General features: G+C 40.6%; 15 protein-coding genes and 1 riboswitch. Of the genes, 8 read left to right on the forward strand and 7 right to left on the reverse strand.

The annotated features are described in order from the left end of the window. Positions 1 to 50: 50 nt before the first annotated feature. On the reverse strand, positions 51 to 800 hold the full coding sequence (locus BN985_RS03785) for a gluconate 2-dehydrogenase subunit 3 family protein (protein WP_042221192.1): 750 nt from the start codon (positions 798 to 800) through the stop codon (positions 51 to 53). A gap of 114 nt (positions 801 to 914) precedes the next feature. Between BN985_RS03785 and BN985_RS03790 the strand changes: the two genes are divergently transcribed. After that, positions 915 to 1,571, forward strand: a complete 657-nt coding sequence (locus BN985_RS03790; protein ID WP_042221193.1) for a hypothetical protein — start codon at positions 915 to 917, stop codon at positions 1,569 to 1,571. A 140-nt stretch (positions 1,572 to 1,711) separates the two neighbouring features. Here the strand turns inward: BN985_RS03790 and pstB are convergent, their stop codons facing one another. The 4 genes from pstB to BN985_RS03810 form a co-directional block, all read right to left on the reverse strand. Beyond that, positions 1,712 to 2,530 (reverse strand): phosphate ABC transporter ATP-binding protein PstB, encoded by an 819-nt coding sequence (pstB, locus tag BN985_RS03795; protein ID WP_042221194.1) that lies wholly within the window; start codon positions 2,528 to 2,530, stop codon positions 1,712 to 1,714. Positions 2,531 to 2,577: 47 nt separating this feature from the next. Continuing rightward, complete coding sequence (gene pstA, locus BN985_RS03800) at positions 2,578 to 3,462, reverse strand: phosphate ABC transporter permease PstA (protein WP_042221195.1); 885 nt, start codon at positions 3,460 to 3,462, stop codon at positions 2,578 to 2,580. Beyond that, positions 3,463 to 4,413: a phosphate ABC transporter permease subunit PstC gene (pstC, locus tag BN985_RS03805; RefSeq protein WP_042221196.1), complete on the reverse strand. Its 951-nt coding sequence runs from the start codon at positions 4,411 to 4,413 to the stop codon at positions 3,463 to 3,465. A gap of 139 nt (positions 4,414 to 4,552) precedes the next feature. Next, positions 4,553 to 5,581 (reverse strand): PstS family phosphate ABC transporter substrate-binding protein, encoded by a 1,029-nt coding sequence (locus BN985_RS03810; protein ID WP_042221197.1) that lies wholly within the window; start codon positions 5,579 to 5,581, stop codon positions 4,553 to 4,555. A gap of 268 nt (positions 5,582 to 5,849) precedes the next feature. Between BN985_RS03810 and BN985_RS03815 the strand changes: the two genes are divergently transcribed. From BN985_RS03815 to BN985_RS03835, 5 genes are all read left to right on the forward strand, one after another. Further along, a complete protein-coding gene (locus BN985_RS03815) occupies positions 5,850 to 6,710 on the forward strand; it encodes a Cof-type HAD-IIB family hydrolase (RefSeq protein ID WP_042221199.1) in 861 nt (286 codons plus the stop codon). 37 nt (positions 6,711 to 6,747) lie between these two features. After that, positions 6,748 to 7,953 (forward strand): winged helix-turn-helix domain-containing protein, encoded by a 1,206-nt coding sequence (locus BN985_RS03820; RefSeq protein WP_042221200.1) that lies wholly within the window; start codon positions 6,748 to 6,750, stop codon positions 7,951 to 7,953. Positions 7,954 to 8,041: 88 nt separating this feature from the next. After that, a complete protein-coding gene (locus BN985_RS03825; RefSeq protein ID WP_042221201.1) occupies positions 8,042 to 9,514 on the forward strand; it encodes a Na+/H+ antiporter NhaC family protein in 1,473 nt (490 codons plus the stop codon). 264 nt (positions 9,515 to 9,778) lie between these two features. Next, entirely contained in the window at positions 9,779 to 10,600 is an 822-nt protein-coding gene (locus tag BN985_RS03830) for an SPL family radical SAM protein (protein WP_042221203.1), read from the forward strand. 88 nt (positions 10,601 to 10,688) lie between these two features. Then, complete coding sequence (locus tag BN985_RS03835; protein WP_042221204.1) at positions 10,689 to 11,333, forward strand: SDR family oxidoreductase; 645 nt, start codon at positions 10,689 to 10,691, stop codon at positions 11,331 to 11,333. A 51-nt stretch (positions 11,334 to 11,384) separates the two neighbouring features. Here the strand turns inward: BN985_RS03835 and BN985_RS03840 are convergent, their stop codons facing one another. Both BN985_RS03840 and BN985_RS03845 read right to left on the reverse strand, forming a co-directional pair. Further along, complete coding sequence (locus tag BN985_RS03840; RefSeq protein ID WP_042221206.1) at positions 11,385 to 12,110, reverse strand: DUF1538 domain-containing protein; 726 nt, start codon at positions 12,108 to 12,110, stop codon at positions 11,385 to 11,387. Beyond that, positions 12,107 to 12,790: a DUF1538 domain-containing protein gene (locus BN985_RS03845; protein WP_042221207.1), complete on the reverse strand. Its 684-nt coding sequence runs from the start codon at positions 12,788 to 12,790 to the stop codon at positions 12,107 to 12,109. The genes BN985_RS03840 and BN985_RS03845 overlap by 4 nt, the downstream gene beginning before the upstream one ends. A 231-nt stretch (positions 12,791 to 13,021) precedes the next feature. On the opposite strand from BN985_RS03845, the gene BN985_RS03850 reads away from it, so the two are divergent. Together BN985_RS03850 and argH are read left to right on the forward strand one after the other, a co-directional pair. Further along, positions 13,022 to 14,281: an argininosuccinate synthase gene (locus tag BN985_RS03850; RefSeq protein ID WP_042221208.1), complete on the forward strand. Its 1,260-nt coding sequence runs from the start codon at positions 13,022 to 13,024 to the stop codon at positions 14,279 to 14,281. Beyond that, positions 14,278 to 15,690, forward strand: coding sequence for an argininosuccinate lyase (gene argH, locus BN985_RS03855; RefSeq protein WP_042221209.1), 1,413 nt, complete (start codon positions 14,278 to 14,280; stop codon positions 15,688 to 15,690). Before BN985_RS03850 ends, argH begins: the two co-directional genes overlap by 4 nt. A 186-nt stretch (positions 15,691 to 15,876) precedes the next feature. Next, a riboswitch (yybP-ykoY riboswitch) is annotated at positions 15,877 to 15,979 on the forward strand. Positions 15,980 to 16,026 lie beyond the last annotated feature (47 nt).

Consider the following 16,026-nt stretch of genomic DNA (forward strand, 5'->3'; position numbering starts at 1 on the left):
GCATGATGCACAGGATTGCATTGCATGTAATACATAAACAGAAATTTTCATTACATATGATCACGAAGACTGTTTGGTGGAATTTCTTTAAAATCTCCTTCAATAATCTCCGTATAATTCATTTGGTTACCTGGATAATCCCGCATTTTCCACCCATCCATATCTTTGTTGCCGCCATAAAGCGGATCACTATATACGCCTTCTAATGTCATCGAGCGCATTAATAGAAAGAAGTTACTTGGGGAAATGGTGGTAATGTTTACTTTTTCTTCGGCGAAATCTGTTAATACTTTATCTTGATCTTCCTCGGACAGTTCAGTAAATCCGCTATCATAATTTTGGTGGCTATAGTTCTGCAATTCTCTAATCCCAATTCTGTAAATCTCTCGGCGATTTAGTCTCCCTTGATAACCCTGTTCTTTTTCACCATGAAAGAATGGTGGCTGCATATAATCTCTGGCATTAAAGCCATACGAGCCAGCCAATTGGTGATCAATGTAAAACGCCACTCCAAGCTCTCGTGCGCCTGGCCCGTTGTCATCCTGAGGGAAAATACGCTCTGTGGCAGCTTCAATCGTGCGAAACTCTGATTGGTTGAAGTACATTAATGCATGATTATAATTCTTCGTTTCTTTCTGTTGTTGTTCACTATTTTCGGCAGTGTCCGCATTCCAGGGAATGACACTACCAATTACTCCACCAACAGCAAGACCTCCAACTGCTATACCTGAATTACGTAGAAACCTTCTTCTGGAAAGGTTCTCCTTTTCAACTTGATCATTATTCTTTTCTTCTGACATTATTTTACCTCCCTGCATATTACTAGGCATTATTATGTCACCATAAATAACCATTCATGCATTTTTTTTAATTGGGTATACTATCCCGTGAATAAGGAATGGAGGGTTATAATAATGAAAATGGTAAAAATAGGTTTGTTGCTTTTGATGATTACATGGGTTTTGACAGCTTGTACGGAAGAAAATAATGCAGAAGAAAGTACGGAACAACCGAATATGGAGGAAGTTAGCCATTCACATGAGAATTTAAATAATCCAGATATCATCCCAGGCGTGTCACGTGACAAAAAAGAAACTACTAACAATAATGGCACTACTTATAGTGGAATGGGACAAAATCTATACAGCACAATTGGGACGTCTGGTGTGCATGAAGGTGGTGTATCTTCCTTTTTTGAATCAATTCTTGAAGGGGAAGGCGTTACGGGGGTTAAAGTCTTTGTGGTAGATGATTCGGTAATTCTAGCAAGAAACAATGCGGAAAACACAAGCCACGAATATGACACGATGCAGCGTGATCTATTAAGTAATACGGAAGGAATGTCAGGAAAGGGAGAGCCTGATGGAGTGGATGGAGAAGATCAAAACTATGATAATTTAAATCAAGCGAAGAAAAAAATGGACGAGATGTTTAATGGGGACGTTAAGATCTTGACTGTAACCAATCCCGAAGCAGCAAATCTAATTGAAGGAATTAAAAAACATATACTGGATTCGTCTTATGAGGAAGCTTCTAGAGAGTTACTAGAACTACTAAACATGTCGGAATAAAGAAGTACAAATCGCTCGTTTTGACTTACAAGCGGGGTGTTACTATCTGCTCCTCTGTAAATTAAAAATAACCCTCTGCCTAGTTTAGACAGAGGGTTAATTTATATCGTTCAAAGGGGGAGAACAGGATATTGAAAACTCTAGCCAAAGCGTCCGGAAATATAATCTTCCGTTCTGCTGTCGGCAGGTTTTGTGAAAATGTTATCTGTTTGGTCAAATTCGATTACTTCACCATTTAAAAAGAAAGCAGTTCGATCAGAAATACGTGCTGCTTGTTGCATATTATGTGTAACAATGATGATAGAGTAATCTTTCTTTAGTTCCTGTACAAGTTCTTCTATTCGAAGTGTTGATTTTGGATCAAGAGCTGATGTAGGTTCATCCATTAAGATGACATCAGGCTCGATTGCAAGACAGCGTGCTATACATAGGCGTTGTTGCTGTCCGCCTGATAATCCATAGGCATTTTCTTTTAAGCGGTCTTTTACTTCATCCCAAATAGAGGCGCCACGAAGGCTTTTTTCTACAATTTCATCTAGAATTTTTTTGTTGCGTATTCCATGAATTTTAGGACCGTAAGCAACATTATCATAAATGGATTTAGGAAATGGATTTGGTTTTTGGAATACCATTCCCACACGTGTGCGCAAATCTTCTACTCTAAACTTTTTGTCTAGAATGCTCATACCATTATAAGTGATGGTGCCAGTAGTACGTACGGTTGGTACAAGCTCTACCATGCGATTAAGTGTTTTGATATAGGTTGATTTTCCACAGCCGGAAGGTCCTATAATAGCTGTAACTTCTTTTTCATAAATCGATAAGTTTATATCCTTTAATGCGTGCGTGTCACCATACCAAAGATTCAAATCCTTCGTATCATAGACTACTTTTTTATCTAAAAAAGTCTCTTGAGCAATAGGTGTGAAAGATGGCTTACTTTCTGTTTTAAGACTCATTACATTACCTCCTTTATATTTACACCAGAACAATATTTTAAAAATGACTAGTATCTTCGCTGAAATTTATTGCGGATAATGACGGCAATCGAGTTGAGGATAAATAGCATGAGCAATAATACAATGATGGTTGCTGCAGCTAGGTATGCGTATTCTTCCACAAGTACCGAATCAATGGTCCAGTAATAAATTTGCATTGGCATTACAGTGAAGGAGTCAAAAATACCTTCTGGGAATGGTATTAACAATGCCGGAATTCCTATGACCGTTAAAGGAGCTGTTTCTCCGATTGCACGAGATAGTGCAAGAATTGCCCCCGTAAGGATCCCAGGAAGTGCAGCAGGCAACACAATATTCTTAACAGTTTGCCATTTCGTAGCACCCATTCCGAAAGAAGCCTCACTTAAATGTTGTGGTACAGCACGTATAGCTTCTTGTGCAGCTACAATGACAATAGGGAGTACAAGGAGTGACAAGGTCAATCCTCCTGCAAGGACTACATTTCCAAATTCCATGGCCCTAACAAAGACGGTTAGTCCAAGTAAGCCGTAAACGATAGACGGAACACCGGCTAAGTTTGCAATGTTTGTTTGGATAATAGCTTGCAATTTCCCTTTTGGTGCATATAACTCTAAATAAATGGCAGTGGCAACTCCAAGGACTAGTGTAACGGGGATAACAACAGCCATTAGCCACAGTGTTCCTAAAATAGCGCCCATGATACCGGCTCTGTCAGCGTTGGTTGAAAGTTTGCCTGTAATGAAATCCATGTCTATCCAAGCAAGACCTTGTGTTAATACACGAACAATCAAGATGACAAGTACTACGATTCCAAACATTGTAGCAAGAGCAAACAACGTTTTTAATATGTTGTTTTTAATGAGTCTACTACTCATTTTATTCTGTACTTGTTCCTGGTCTATATATTTCATTTAATATTCCTCCCTAAACTTACGAGAGATGTATCTTGCCAGTAAGTTCATGATTAGGGTGAAGACAAAGAGTGTCATGGCGACAGCGTAAAGGCTGTAGTATATAGTCGATCCGGCAGGTGCTTCCCCACCAGACACTTCAACAATGTACGCAGTCATTGTCTGCATAGATTGTGTAACGTCAAAAGTAAAGTTCTTGGAGCTACCACTTGCAATGGTGACGATCATCGTTTCCCCAATTGCTCGAGAAATACCAAGAACGAAAGATGCAATAATTCCTGACAGTGCTGCGGGAATAACAACACGGAAGGTAGTTTCCAACTTTGTTGCACCAAGTGCTAAAGCACCTTCGCGCATTGCATTAGGAACAGAGGTCATAGCATCTTCTGAAAGGGAAGCGATCATTGGTATAATCATCACTCCCATCACAATTCCTGGGCTTAGAATATTGGTTGCTCCTAGTGAAGGGATAATATTTTCTAGCACAGGGGTAACAAAGGTGAAAGCAAAGAAACCATAGACGATAGTTGGTATTCCTGCCAACACTTCTAGTATAGGTTTTAGTATCCTTCTAACTTTATCTGTCGCATACTCACTTAAATAAACAGCAGTCATGATGCCGATTGGGCCTGCTACGAGCATGGCGATTAAGGATGAAATAATGGTTCCATTTATTAACGGCAGCACCCCGAATTCAGGGTTTTGACTTAACGGTTTTAAAACGGTCCCAGTAAAAAAGTCTACTATCGATATTTCTTGAAAGAACGAAATAGTTTCAGATAAAAGGGTATATAAAATACCAATTGTGGTTAATATCGAGACTGCAGCAAAAAGAAAAAGAACTACAGGAATAGACCTCTCTGAAAAATTAGAGATACTTCGTTTTTGCTTCTTTTGGTCTATTAAATCCCGGATAGAGCTTTCTTTATTTAGATTTCCATTAGGTGCCATGGGAAGACGATCACCCTTTCACATTCCAGATACGTTATGGTGTTACTTTCTTTTTATAAAATTATTTAAAAGTCACAATAAGATGAGAGCCTGTTTAGCTCTCATCTTATTGTGGTTGTTTAATTTTTAATGAACATTTTTATTTTAGTGCTTCTAAGTCTTCAACTAGGCTTGTAGCTTCTTCCTCAGGAATAGGAGCAAAGCCAGTTTCGCCAGCAAATTCATTCACGTTATTCATTACATAAAGCGCGTAATCAAGAACTTGCGGCTTTTCTTTAGCATGATTTACATTTAAGTAAGTGAATACTGGACGAGTAAAGTCTGCATAGTCACCATCTTCAGCAATTGTGTCTAATGAAGGCTCTACAGGACCGTCACCGAAGTCAACACTTACTGCTTGAAGTTTATCTTCGTTACTTACATAGTAGCCAAATCCGAAGAAGCCGATAGCGTTTGGATCCTCTGATACTAATTGAACGAGTGTCGAGTATTCTTGTTGTAAGTTGATATCATCAACTAGATCTTTTTCTTCTAGAATAGATTCATACATAAATTCATAAGTTCCATGGTTTTCGTTAGGACCTACAGGAACAATTTCTTCTTCAGGCCAATCAGGGTTAATATCGGACCAAGTTTCTACTCCGCCATCAGCAAGGAAGATGCTTTTGATTTCTTCTGGAGTCATTTCAGTAGCCCAGTCGTTATCAGGGTGGATAGCAATTGTTAAGCCATCTAATGCAACTTTAAGTTCTTTTACTTCAATGCCAAGCTCGTCTGCTTTTGCTTGTTCTTCATCTTTGATGAAGCGGGATGCATCATTAAAGTCTGTTCCATTTTCAGCAAGGAATTTTTCAAACCCAGCGCTTGTACCTGCACGGCTTACTTCAACAGATATGCCTTCTTGCTCAGTTGTCATATATTCTTCAGCAAGTCTTGACATTAGAGGGAAAACCGTACCTGAACCGTCAATTACGACATTTCCTTCTAGCTCATCAGATTCACCAGATGCAGTTTCTTCTCCACCTTCTGCGTTTGTCTCTTCTGAAGATTCGTTTCCAGAATCAGTGTTTTCAGAATCGCCTTCTCCCTCTGCGTCTGATCCACAAGCTGCTACAAATACAGCCAGACCTGCGATAAGTAGAACCATTAATAATCTTTTGAAATTCATTCGAATTGTCCTCCCCTTTATGAGCTAATTTATATTTTTGAAAGATTTCCTCTCTCAACTGCTAGTATAGTAGTGGAATGTTAAGTGAGTATGGTTATAATGTAAATGTTTTGTAAATTAGGTAATTAGTCCTCGGTAGATTAAAATACTTATAGGATTATAAGGGAATCAAAAGAACAAAATGAGGCACAGTGTGTATAATGGGGTTGCTACTAAAATCAATTACGAACGTGCTAGTTTGATAGCACATTGGATAGGGGAGTTAATAATGAAACTAATTGCAACAGACATGGATGGAACATTATTAAATGAAGAAGGTAAGATTAGCTCGGAGAATGTCAGGGCAATTAGAAAGGCCTTAGATCTTGATATTAAAGTTGTGATGGCAACAGGTAGGTCATACGAGGCAGCAAGTAAGCCTTTAAAGGAAGTCGGGTTAACAGCGCCGATGATTTGCCTAAATGGTGCCAATACATACTCGGAAAAGAAAGAACTGATAAGAAAAGCTCCATTAGATAGAACAACAGCAAGAGAGGTCCAACAGCATTGTGAACAAGAAGGAATTTATATTGAGCTATTTACAAACGAAGGAGTCTATTCAACAAGCAGAGAGCAATTTATTCAAGTAATGATCGACATTTTAAAAACAGCAAACCCTGATATGTCCGAGGAAGAAATTCGCAAGGATGCGCAGCAACGGTTCCAAAGTGAGGAAGTTCATTTTATTGATAGTCATGCGTCACTGTTCATTCGGGAGGATATAGAGATAAATAAGATACTTGCCTTTTCACTTGATGATAAAAAGCTGAAAGACTTGTTTATAAAATTTAATTTAAACCCTGGTCTGGCAATTACTTCTTCAGGAGCAGTTAACCTTGAATTTAACCATCCGGATGCACAAAAAGGTATAGCTTTGGAAGAGTTAGCTAAAAATATGGAAATTGATATGAAGGATGTCATGACACTAGGTGATAACTTTAATGATGTCAGCATGCTTACAATGGCTGGTCGTGGCGTAGCGATGGGAAATGCAGTAGAGGAAATTAAGGCATTATGTAAGTACACTACGAAAACGAATGAAGATAACGGTGTGGCCCACGCTATTGAAGAAATGTTAAAAGAGATGTAAAGAAGATAAGTTTGAAGGAAAAGAGGTGTGGTGATCAGTGCAACCATCTTATGTAACGAGTAAAGAAGCTTTAAGAAGGTTTCTCCTTGAAACCCAGCATCTTTCTCCCGAATCCAATGAGGAAATGTCTGTTATGCAAATGATTCGAGACTTGGAATGTGTACAACTTGATCCTGTAGCATCTGTAGAAAGGAATCAACATCTCGTTCTCATGGCACGTATCCCTAATTACCAGCCAGAGATGCTTCAGCAATTACTGGCTGAAGGAGAGCTTTTTGAATACTGGGCGAACGCAGCATGTGCGATACCTGTGGAAGATTTCCCTGTGTTTAAATCAACCCGTGGGCGTTTTCAAAAAATGGTTCAGCCTGAGCTTGATAAACTATCCCCTATTGTCAACCAAGTACTAGAAAGGTTTAAGTTAGAGGGAGAGCTACCTTCACGTGCCTTTCAATCAGCGGAACGGGTTCATGGCGCCTGGGATACCATTCAACCAAAGACGAAAGTTACATCACGTGCCTTAAATTTATTACTTGATGCAGGAATAATTCGCGTCGTCAAAAGAGAAGGATCAGAAAGATTTTTCCATCTTACAGAGGAGAGTCTTCCGCAATCCTTATTGAACCAGGCAGATAAGATAGAGGTAGAAGAGGCAAAGCGTGCATTGCTAGCCAAATATATTCGTGCATATCGAGTAGTTGATCCACGTGACCCTCGATTTGGTTGGCAAAAGCTTAAAGCAAAAGAAAGAAAAGAGATCATGGAGAGAATGGTGACCAGCGGAGATGCTATTCGCCTTACAATAGAAGGAATAAAAACAACCTATTATATAATGGCCGAGGATTTGGACCGCCTTAAAAGATATGAAAGTATTCCGGGTAAGTTTTCCCTCGAACATGATAATGTACGTTTTTTGCCCCCTTTAGATAATTTACTCTGGCGTCGTGAACGACTTGTGGACTTGTTTGATTTCACGTATAAATGGGAGATTTATACCCCAAGGGAGAAGCGGCAATATGGTTACTATGCTATGCCCATTCTGATTGGGGATCAGCTGGTAGGTAGAATGGATCCTGGTCTTGACCGTAGCTCGAATCAGTTACATATCCGACAACTCCGGCTGGAACCAACAATAAAAGTCACAAAGCAACTGTGCGGGAATATTTTCCAAGGACTCGAGAGGTTTGCTGCAGCCCACCATGCAAAAGGGATTACGTTGGATAAGGAAAAATGTGATATTTAGTGCGTTAAAAAGGTGGCTAAAGTCTTCTATTCAACACCCAGCACATATGGTAGACTGGTAGAAATAAAAAAAGGAGAAGGGGATAGAGATGGCTGACCAAGAAGCATTAGACAGGGCTACAGGAAGTACAAAAGTAAAGAGGTTAGAATTTCGATTGGGGGCATTTGGAGCAGCAGTACCGTTACTGTTTTTCGTAATATGGGCGATTGCGACAAGCGTACTTCAGCTTTCCTCAGAAATTGGTCTTGTTCTCGGTGCGGTAATAGGATTAACATTAGGATTATTATTATCAAAAAGTAAATGGGAAGATTATGCACAAGGCATGTTTGATGGACTTGCCCAACCTATTGGTGTTATTGCCATGGTGGCATGGTTTTATGCAGGTATGTTCGCACAAGTTCTCCAGGTTGGAGGACTTGTGGAGGGGCTTGTCTGGATCGGAGCGGTTACCGGTGTAACGGGTGGCTTGTTCGTTGCATTAACCTTTTTGCTCGCAGCAACCTTTTCTACGGCAGTTGGGACAGGCTATGGAACAACCGTAGCATTTTGTACACTTATGTTCCCTGCTGGTGTAGCTATGGAAGCAGATCCAGTTATGCTGTTTGCGGCAATTCTTGCTGGGGCAGTATTTGGAGATAACTTAGCACCAGTATCGGATACGACGATTGTTTCTGCAACGACACAGGAGGCAGATGTTCCAGGGGTTGTTCGTAGCCGTTTCAAATATGCGATTGGTGCAGCGATTCCTACCGTAATATTGTTTGCTCTTTTTGGCGGAGGAGAGAGCGCAGTGGCAGATCAGGCTGCTATTGGAGCAATGATGGATCAAACGAATCCAAGTGGACTATTCATGCTTATTCCGTTCGCACTTGTATTAATACTGGCCCTTTCTGGTCAACACTTGATTACATCCTTAACATGGGGAATTATTCTAGCTATCCCGGTGATTTTACTATTAAAACTTGGAACGATACAAGATATTATCTGGTTCAATCCAGATTCTGATAGTATTGTAGAAGGTGCTTTAATAGAAGGTATTTCCGGCTATGTAAACATGGCCATACTCATCCTACTCATTGTTGCAGCAGCCCACTTACTGAAGCTTGGAGGAACGATGAAGGTGATCACAAAAGGGTTGGTAAAATGGATTGGGAAATCTATTCGTAAAGCTGAGGTTTCCATGTGGGGAATTGTTGCGTTAATGAATAGTGCCATTACCATTAATACAGCTGCCGAAATAGCTGCAGCACCATTTGTTAAAGAACTTGGCGAAAAATATCGCATTCATAGATACCGCAGAGCAAATATGCTGGATGCTGTTACCTCAGCATTGGGATATATCTTCCCATGGGGAGCGCCTGTCTTATTAGGCTGGGGAACGATACGGACGATGAAGGAAACATATGAATGGTTACCAGTCGTTTCTCCAACAGAGGTTTTCCCGTTTGTCTTTCAGGGTTGGTTCCTTGTGATCGTTATGCTAGTCGCTGCTTTAACTGGTTGGGGACTGCGTTACGAAGGGAAAAATGGGGAAGAAGTAAAAGATAGACCATCTGAATAACTGTAAAAAGGGATGGCCTGAGACGAAAGTGTTTTAGTGAAAAGAAAATCCGAACGATGATTTTTAATCATTTAGTTCGGATTTTCTGTTGCTTGAAGAAATGGCATTCTAATCAGCGTAGGAAAAATACGAAGACTCCAACGGGAAGAAAGGCCTAGGTGAGACCCCGAAGTGCGTAGCACTGGGGGCTCACCAGCCGCCCGTGGAAAGCGAAGTGTTTTTCCGGAGCGGTAACTAAAGATCCATTCATGAAAGGGTGATAGGATGAAACCGGATATTGAGTACAGGCAGCCGAAATCTATTTTGAATAAAGGGAATGGATATCTCTCTGGCTATACCCATTCGCTTAACCCATATGCGGGATGTACCTTTGGCTGTTCATTTTGCTATGTTCGCAAGCTACCTGTTTCTTTATTTAAAGGAAAAGAGTGGGGAACTTGGGTAGATGTGAAACAAGAAGCAGAGAAGGTTTTAACAAAGGAACTGATAAGGGAAAAGAAAAAAGGAGAAGTAACCATTTTTATGTCCTCTAGTACAGACCCATATCAGCCAGTGGAACGTAAAGAGCGAGTTACAAGATTTTTACTTGAGACAATGGTAGAGAACCCGCCAGATTTCCTCTTCGTGCAAACGAGAAGTCCGTTGGTTCGGCGCGATATAGATCTATTAAAACAATTTGGAGACAAAGTACGAGTCAGTATGACAATCGAGACAGATGACGAAGCTGTCCGACAACATTTCACCCCTCGAGCCCCTAGCATATCCTCCCGGTTAAAAGCATTGGAAGACCTGAAGAAACACGGTATACGGACCCAAGCAGCAATTGCCCCTGTTCTGCCAAGTACAGAAAAATTCCCCTCCCTGTTAAATGGTATAGCGGACCGAGTATGTATTGATGATTTTTACATGGGAGATGGTAGTGGTGGCAAACGGACAGAAAGATTAGGGGTCTTTGACTTATTTGATGGTATAAATAAGAAGAATTGGACAGTAGACACGGCATACAGGATCGTGGAAAACAGAATGTATGAAGTTTTTGATAAAGAACATGTCCTAATTAGTCAGGATGGGTTTGCCCCATATTAGTCTATCGGCAGCAGATTGATTGTGTAGCCCATTCTTTTTATGAAATACTAATAAATATGAAGTTATTATAACGGAAAGGGGTTTGATGATGAAGCTATTTTTAATTGGAGCAAATGGGCAAATTGGCAATCACGTATTGGAGCAATTAAAAGCCAATGAGGAACATACGGTTAAAGCGATGGTAAGAAAACAAGAACAGGTGGAAAAATATCAAGACGCCGGAGTTGATGCCGTATTGGCTGACCTTGAAGGAAGCGTAGATGATTTAGCTAAGGCGATGGAAGGGTCTGATGCTGTCATATTTACTGCTGGATCTGGTGGCAATACAGGTGATGATAAAACCTTACTCATTGATTTAGATGGTGCTGTAAAAGCAATCGAAGCGGCAGAACAAAGTGGTGTGAATCGTTTTGTCATGGTAAGTGCCATGCAGGCCCATAATAGAGAAAACTGGCATAAAGATTTAAGAACTTATTATGTTGCCAAGCATTATGCAGATAGAATGCTACGCAACAGTAAATTAAATTATACCATTGTACGTCCCGGTCTTTTATTAAATGAGGCGGGTACCGGTAAAGTAAGTATTGCGGAAAACCTAGGACAAGGATCTATTCCACGTGAGGATGTTGCTAAGCTTGTTATAATGGCTGTGGATAACGAGAAAACCTACAACCGTTCCTTCGACTTAGCTTCGGGTGAACAATCTATTGAACAAGCAATGGAATCATTATAAGAGAGTAGAGGGGACAACCGAATGATGGGTTGTCCTTTTTCTATGTGCTCTTTACTGTGCTCTTTCCTTTCTGCCAAATAGAATACCTAAAGTTAGTACAGATAAGATGGGTGCGAGTGCTACCAGCGCTACCATCCCAAATCCATCAAGCAAAGGATTTGTTTCGCCGATTTCTCCCGCAATCCCAACAAACATAGACAGAATAAATGTAGCGGTCATCGGCCCAGTTGCAACTCCTCCTGCATCAAATGCTATGGAAATAAAGGCCTTGGGTGAGTAGCGCATCATTAGGAAGGCTGCTATGTAGCCTGGTAGAATGAAGACCCATAAAGAGATGCCGATAATAAGGCGAAACATGGCTAGTGCGACAGAAAGTCCTACCCCAATAGAAATTGTATACAGAAGCCATTTTTGCGGGATATATCCCCTCGAAGCCCGTTCCACCTGATGGATTAATACATTGACTGCTGGCTCTGCATAAGTGGCTACGAATCCCAACAGAAAGCCAATCGGAAGGAGCAACCAAATAAAGTCATAAGTCCCAAATTCTGCTCCGATAAGCCTCCCGATAGGTAAAAATCCAAGGTACACACCCTGGAGAAACAAGGAGAGACCTAAAAAGGTGAAGAGGAAACCAGTCATAATAGGTAAAATTTTTTTAATCGAAAGCTGGAAAAGTTGGACTTGGAAAATTAAGAATAAGAAAAGCAATGGAGCTAACGCTGCTCCAACCTCCAGCATCGTTTGCCCGAATCCTTGAAATAGATGTGAATTCATCCGTACACCACTCCTAATAAAAGGACGGCAATAATGGGACCAATGGAAGCGAGTGCAACAAGCCCAAACGCATCTTTGGAAGCAGTATTTCTTTTCATAACAGATGCTACTCCTACGCCAAGTGCCATAATAAACGGAACAGTCAGTGGCCCTGTGGTTACCCCACCGGAATCAAAAGAAATTGGGACGTAGGAAGGTGGAGTGATGCTGGCAAGTAGAAAAACTATCCCATAACCGGCTAATAAAAGATAGGCCAAGTTCATCTGAAAGATAATGCGGAGCATCGCAAGACTAATAAAGATGCCAACCCCAAGTGAAACAGACAAAAGTAATACCGGCTTCGGTATTGCTCCTTCTGAAACAATTTCGACCTGTGATGATAGGATCCGCACATCAGGCTCGGCGATCGTTACGACAACCCCTAATAAAAAGCCAACCCACACAACAACCCACACTTTATTCGTTTTAGGCAAGGCAGAGCCAATCATTTCTCCAAGAGGAAGCAGGCTCATATTAACGCCGATTAAAAATAAGATTAACCCCACACTTACCATCACGACGCCTAGAAGAAAGGGCGTAAATTGCTCAAAAGGAAGCTGGATTATCGTGACTTGCAATAGTGTAATGACTATCGTAATAGGCAGGATAGAGAGCAGAACTTCTTTTACGGTCTCTTTCATCGTTATCCCCCTGTCTATCTAGCCTTGTATTTTGATTCATCCCTCAAAAAGCAGGCATCTTTATTTATATTCATGGACAAGCAATTTATTACTGACTATGCGCTTTAAATACAGTAACCATTTAATCCATTTTGACTATTTTAAAAAAAACACCAGATTACTATTGAATAATTATCCATAATGTTGCATAATAATTCATAAGATAAGCAAAGTTGAAGGAGTGTTGAATAAATGGGTAAGGAAAAAATAGTTTTAGCATATTCAGGTGGATTGGATACTTCAGTAGCTGTGAAATGGCTACAGGATAAATATAATTATGATGTGATTGCTGTTGCGTTAGATGTTGGGGAAGGAAAGGATTTGGACTTTGTTAAAGAAAAGGCATTAAAAGTAGGTGCCATTAAGTCTTATGTTATTGATGCCAAGGAGCTATTTGCTAACCAGTTCGTATTACCTGCTTTGAAGTCGAATTTGCTTTACGAAGGAAAATACCCTTTAATTTCAGCACTATCCCGTCCGTTAATTGCTAAGGTCCTTGTAAACATTGCGGAAAAAGAAGGAGCGGTAGCTGTAGCACATGGTTGTACAGGTAAGGGGAATGATCAAGTGCGATTTGATGTTGCGTTTACTGCACTAAACCCAGATTTGAAAATAGTAGCCCCTGTTCGTGAGTGGGCAATGTCAAGAGAGGAAGAAATGAAGTACGCAAAGGAAAATGGTATTCCTGTACCAGTTGATGTTGATAACCCGTTTAGCATTGACCAGAATCTATGGGGACGCAGTAACGAATGTGGGGTACTCGAAGATCCATGGGCAGAAGCACCTGAGGAAGCTTACGATTTAACAGTTAACCCTGTCAATGCTCCAAATGATCCCGAGACCATTCAAATAACGTTTAAGGAAGGTACCCCTGTGTCACTTGATGGGGAAGCATTATCATTAGACAAACTTATTTTAAAGTTAAATGAAATAGCTGGAAAACATGGTGTCGGTCGTATCGATCATGTAGAGAATCGTCTTGTAGGAATTAAATCAAGAGAAATTTATGAGGCACCAGCAGCACTTACCCTGATTGCTGCACATCAGGAGCTTGAGGCACTAACATTACCACGTGAAGTAGCACAGTTTAAACCAATAATTGAGCAAAAGCTAGCACAAACTGTCTATGATGGACTATGGTATTCTCCTTTGACAAACGCTTTGACAGCATTTATTGAAGAGACGCAGGCACATGTCTCAGGTACAGTTAAGGTGAAGCTATATAAAGGCCATGCACAAGTGGTGGGGCGTGAGTCAGCACAGTCACTTTATGACTTGGACCTAGCAACATACAATGCTGATGACGCATTCGATCATGATGCGGCACTTGGGTTTATAAAACTTTGGGGGCTGCCAACAAAGGTACACTCTACTGTTAATCATACCTTTGCAAACAAGGATGAAGCGATAGAAAAGGCAATCTTAGATGTAAAAGAAGCTGTGAAACCATGAAACTATGGGGAGGAAGATTCACGAAACCAACCAATCAGTTAGTTGATGAATATACAGCTTCCATTCATTTTGATAAAAAGCTTGCCACTTATGATATTAAAGGAAGTTTAGCTCATGTAGCAATGCTGGAAAAATGCGCAATCCTTAGTGAGGGCGATGCAAAAGAGATAACTGCCGGGCTCAAGATTGTTTTAGAGAAGATCAACAATGGAGAAGCTGTGTTAAGTGAAGAGCAGGAAGACATCCATATGAATGTAGAAAAACTACTAATAGATGAGATTGGTCCTGTTGGCGGAAAACTACACACAGGCAGAAGCAGAAATGATCAGGTAGCATTAGATATGCGGCTCTACTTACGTGATGCTCTGATGGATATCAGTCAGTTAGTGGCTAACTTGCAAGGGGCGTTGCTTGAGCAGGCGAAGAAAAATATCGATACCGTATTACCTGGCTATACTCACCTCCAACGCGCCCAACCTGTCTTGTTTTCGCATCATATGCTGGCATATGTCTTTATGCTCCAGCGTGATGTTGAGCGGCTTGGTGATAGCTGGAAACGTGTTAATAAATCGCCACTAGGGGCAGGTGCCCTTGCTGGCACAACCTTTGGGATCGATCGGGAGTTTGTAGCAGATCAATTAGGATTTGATGGAATATGCGAAAATAGTCTGGATGCAGTTAGTGACAGAGACTTTGTTGTGGAATTCCTCGGAAATGCAGCACTTATTTCTACACACTTATCAAGGCTTTGTGAAGAGCTTGTCCAATGGTCCAGTGCAGAATTCAATTTTATTGAGCTAGATGATGCTTTTTGTACAGGCAGCAGTATGATGCCACAGAAGAAAAACCCAGATGTAGCTGAACTTGTAAGAGGGAAGACAGGCCGTATTTACGGAAATTTAATTGGCATGCTGACGACACTTAAAGGACTCCCATTAGCCTACAATAAAGATATGCAGGAGGATAAAGAGGGCATGTTTGATACGGTGGAGACGTTAAAAGGAGCCCTTGCTCTGTTTGCTCCTATGATGGAAACAATGCATGTAAAAAAAGAAAACATGTATGAAGCCGTTCGAAATGACTTTTCCAATGCAACAGATTTAGCTGATTATCTTGTTGGTAAAGGAATGGCCTTCCGGGAATCTCATGCGGTGGTAGGGGAGATTGTGCTTCATTGTATTCAGCATAATAAGTACTTGCTGGATATGAAGTTGGAGGAGATTATAGGATTCTCTTCGATTATAGAAGAGGATGTATTTGATTTCCTGACACCAGAGGCAGTGGTTAACGCTCGAAATGTAGCTGGTGGTACAGCAAAAAATCGTGTGGAAGAACAGATCTCGAAAGCGGAAAAGAATTTAAAAGAAACAGAGAATCGCCTTGCGGAATGGGCTGAACAAATTAATTAGGTATTCTCCATACCAAAGGATCGGTTATATACAAAAACCGGTCTGTTTTTTTCTACATGGTGAGAGAAAAATAAATCGATCAATATATTCATAATCTAAAAGCTAGCAGAGCCATTGGAAAAAAATCAATTAGGTTCTGCTTTGTTTTATAAAAGGGTATGTGCTAAAATTAAAGAAATTAAATTACGGACTCTCAAAGGGGAGTAGCGGGTGGAATAGGGCAACCTTTTCCATAATAAAGTCGTCATTACATGGCTATTGCCATCGGCTTTATTGACAGTTAATGTTCAGCGAGACCTTTGCCTACTTATATATAGGCAAAGGTCTCGCTTTTTT

The sequence above is a fragment of the Oceanobacillus manasiensis genome (genome assembly GCF_000724085.1).
GTDB lineage: Bacteria > Bacillota > Bacilli > Bacillales > Amphibacillaceae > Oceanobacillus_B > Oceanobacillus_B manasiensis.

Bases quoted from the DNA above. Each gene is read 5' to 3' on its own strand.
- pstC (WP_042221196.1), bottom strand. From the start codon at position 4,413: ATGGCACCTAATGGAAATCTAAATAAAGAAAGCTCTATCCGGGATTTA.
- BN985_RS03825 (WP_042221201.1), top strand. From the start codon at position 8,042: ATGGCTGACCAAGAAGCATTAGACAGGGCTACAGGAAGTACAAAAGTA.
- BN985_RS03785 (WP_042221192.1), bottom strand. From the start codon at position 800: ATGTCAGAAGAAAAGAATAATGATCAAGTTGAAAAGGAGAACCTTTCC.
- BN985_RS03845 (WP_042221207.1), bottom strand. From the start codon at position 12,790: ATGAAAGAGACCGTAAAAGAAGTTCTGCTCTCTATCCTGCCTATTACG.
- BN985_RS03850 (WP_042221208.1), top strand. From the start codon at position 13,022: ATGGGTAAGGAAAAAATAGTTTTAGCATATTCAGGTGGATTGGATACT.
- BN985_RS03840 (WP_042221206.1), bottom strand. From the start codon at position 12,110: ATGAATTCACATCTATTTCAAGGATTCGGGCAAACGATGCTGGAGGTT.
- BN985_RS03810 (WP_042221197.1), bottom strand. From the start codon at position 5,581: ATGAATTTCAAAAGATTATTAATGGTTCTACTTATCGCAGGTCTGGCT.
- BN985_RS03815 (WP_042221199.1), top strand. From the start codon at position 5,850: ATGAAACTAATTGCAACAGACATGGATGGAACATTATTAAATGAAGAA.
- BN985_RS03790 (WP_042221193.1), top strand. From the start codon at position 915: ATGAAAATGGTAAAAATAGGTTTGTTGCTTTTGATGATTACATGGGTT.
- BN985_RS03835 (WP_042221204.1), top strand. From the start codon at position 10,689: ATGAAGCTATTTTTAATTGGAGCAAATGGGCAAATTGGCAATCACGTA.
- pstB (WP_042221194.1), bottom strand. From the start codon at position 2,530: ATGAGTCTTAAAACAGAAAGTAAGCCATCTTTCACACCTATTGCTCAA.
- pstA (WP_042221195.1), bottom strand. From the start codon at position 3,462: ATGAAATATATAGACCAGGAACAAGTACAGAATAAAATGAGTAGTAGA.
- BN985_RS03830 (WP_042221203.1), top strand. From the start codon at position 9,779: ATGAAACCGGATATTGAGTACAGGCAGCCGAAATCTATTTTGAATAAA.
- argH (WP_042221209.1), top strand. From the start codon at position 14,278: ATGAAACTATGGGGAGGAAGATTCACGAAACCAACCAATCAGTTAGTT.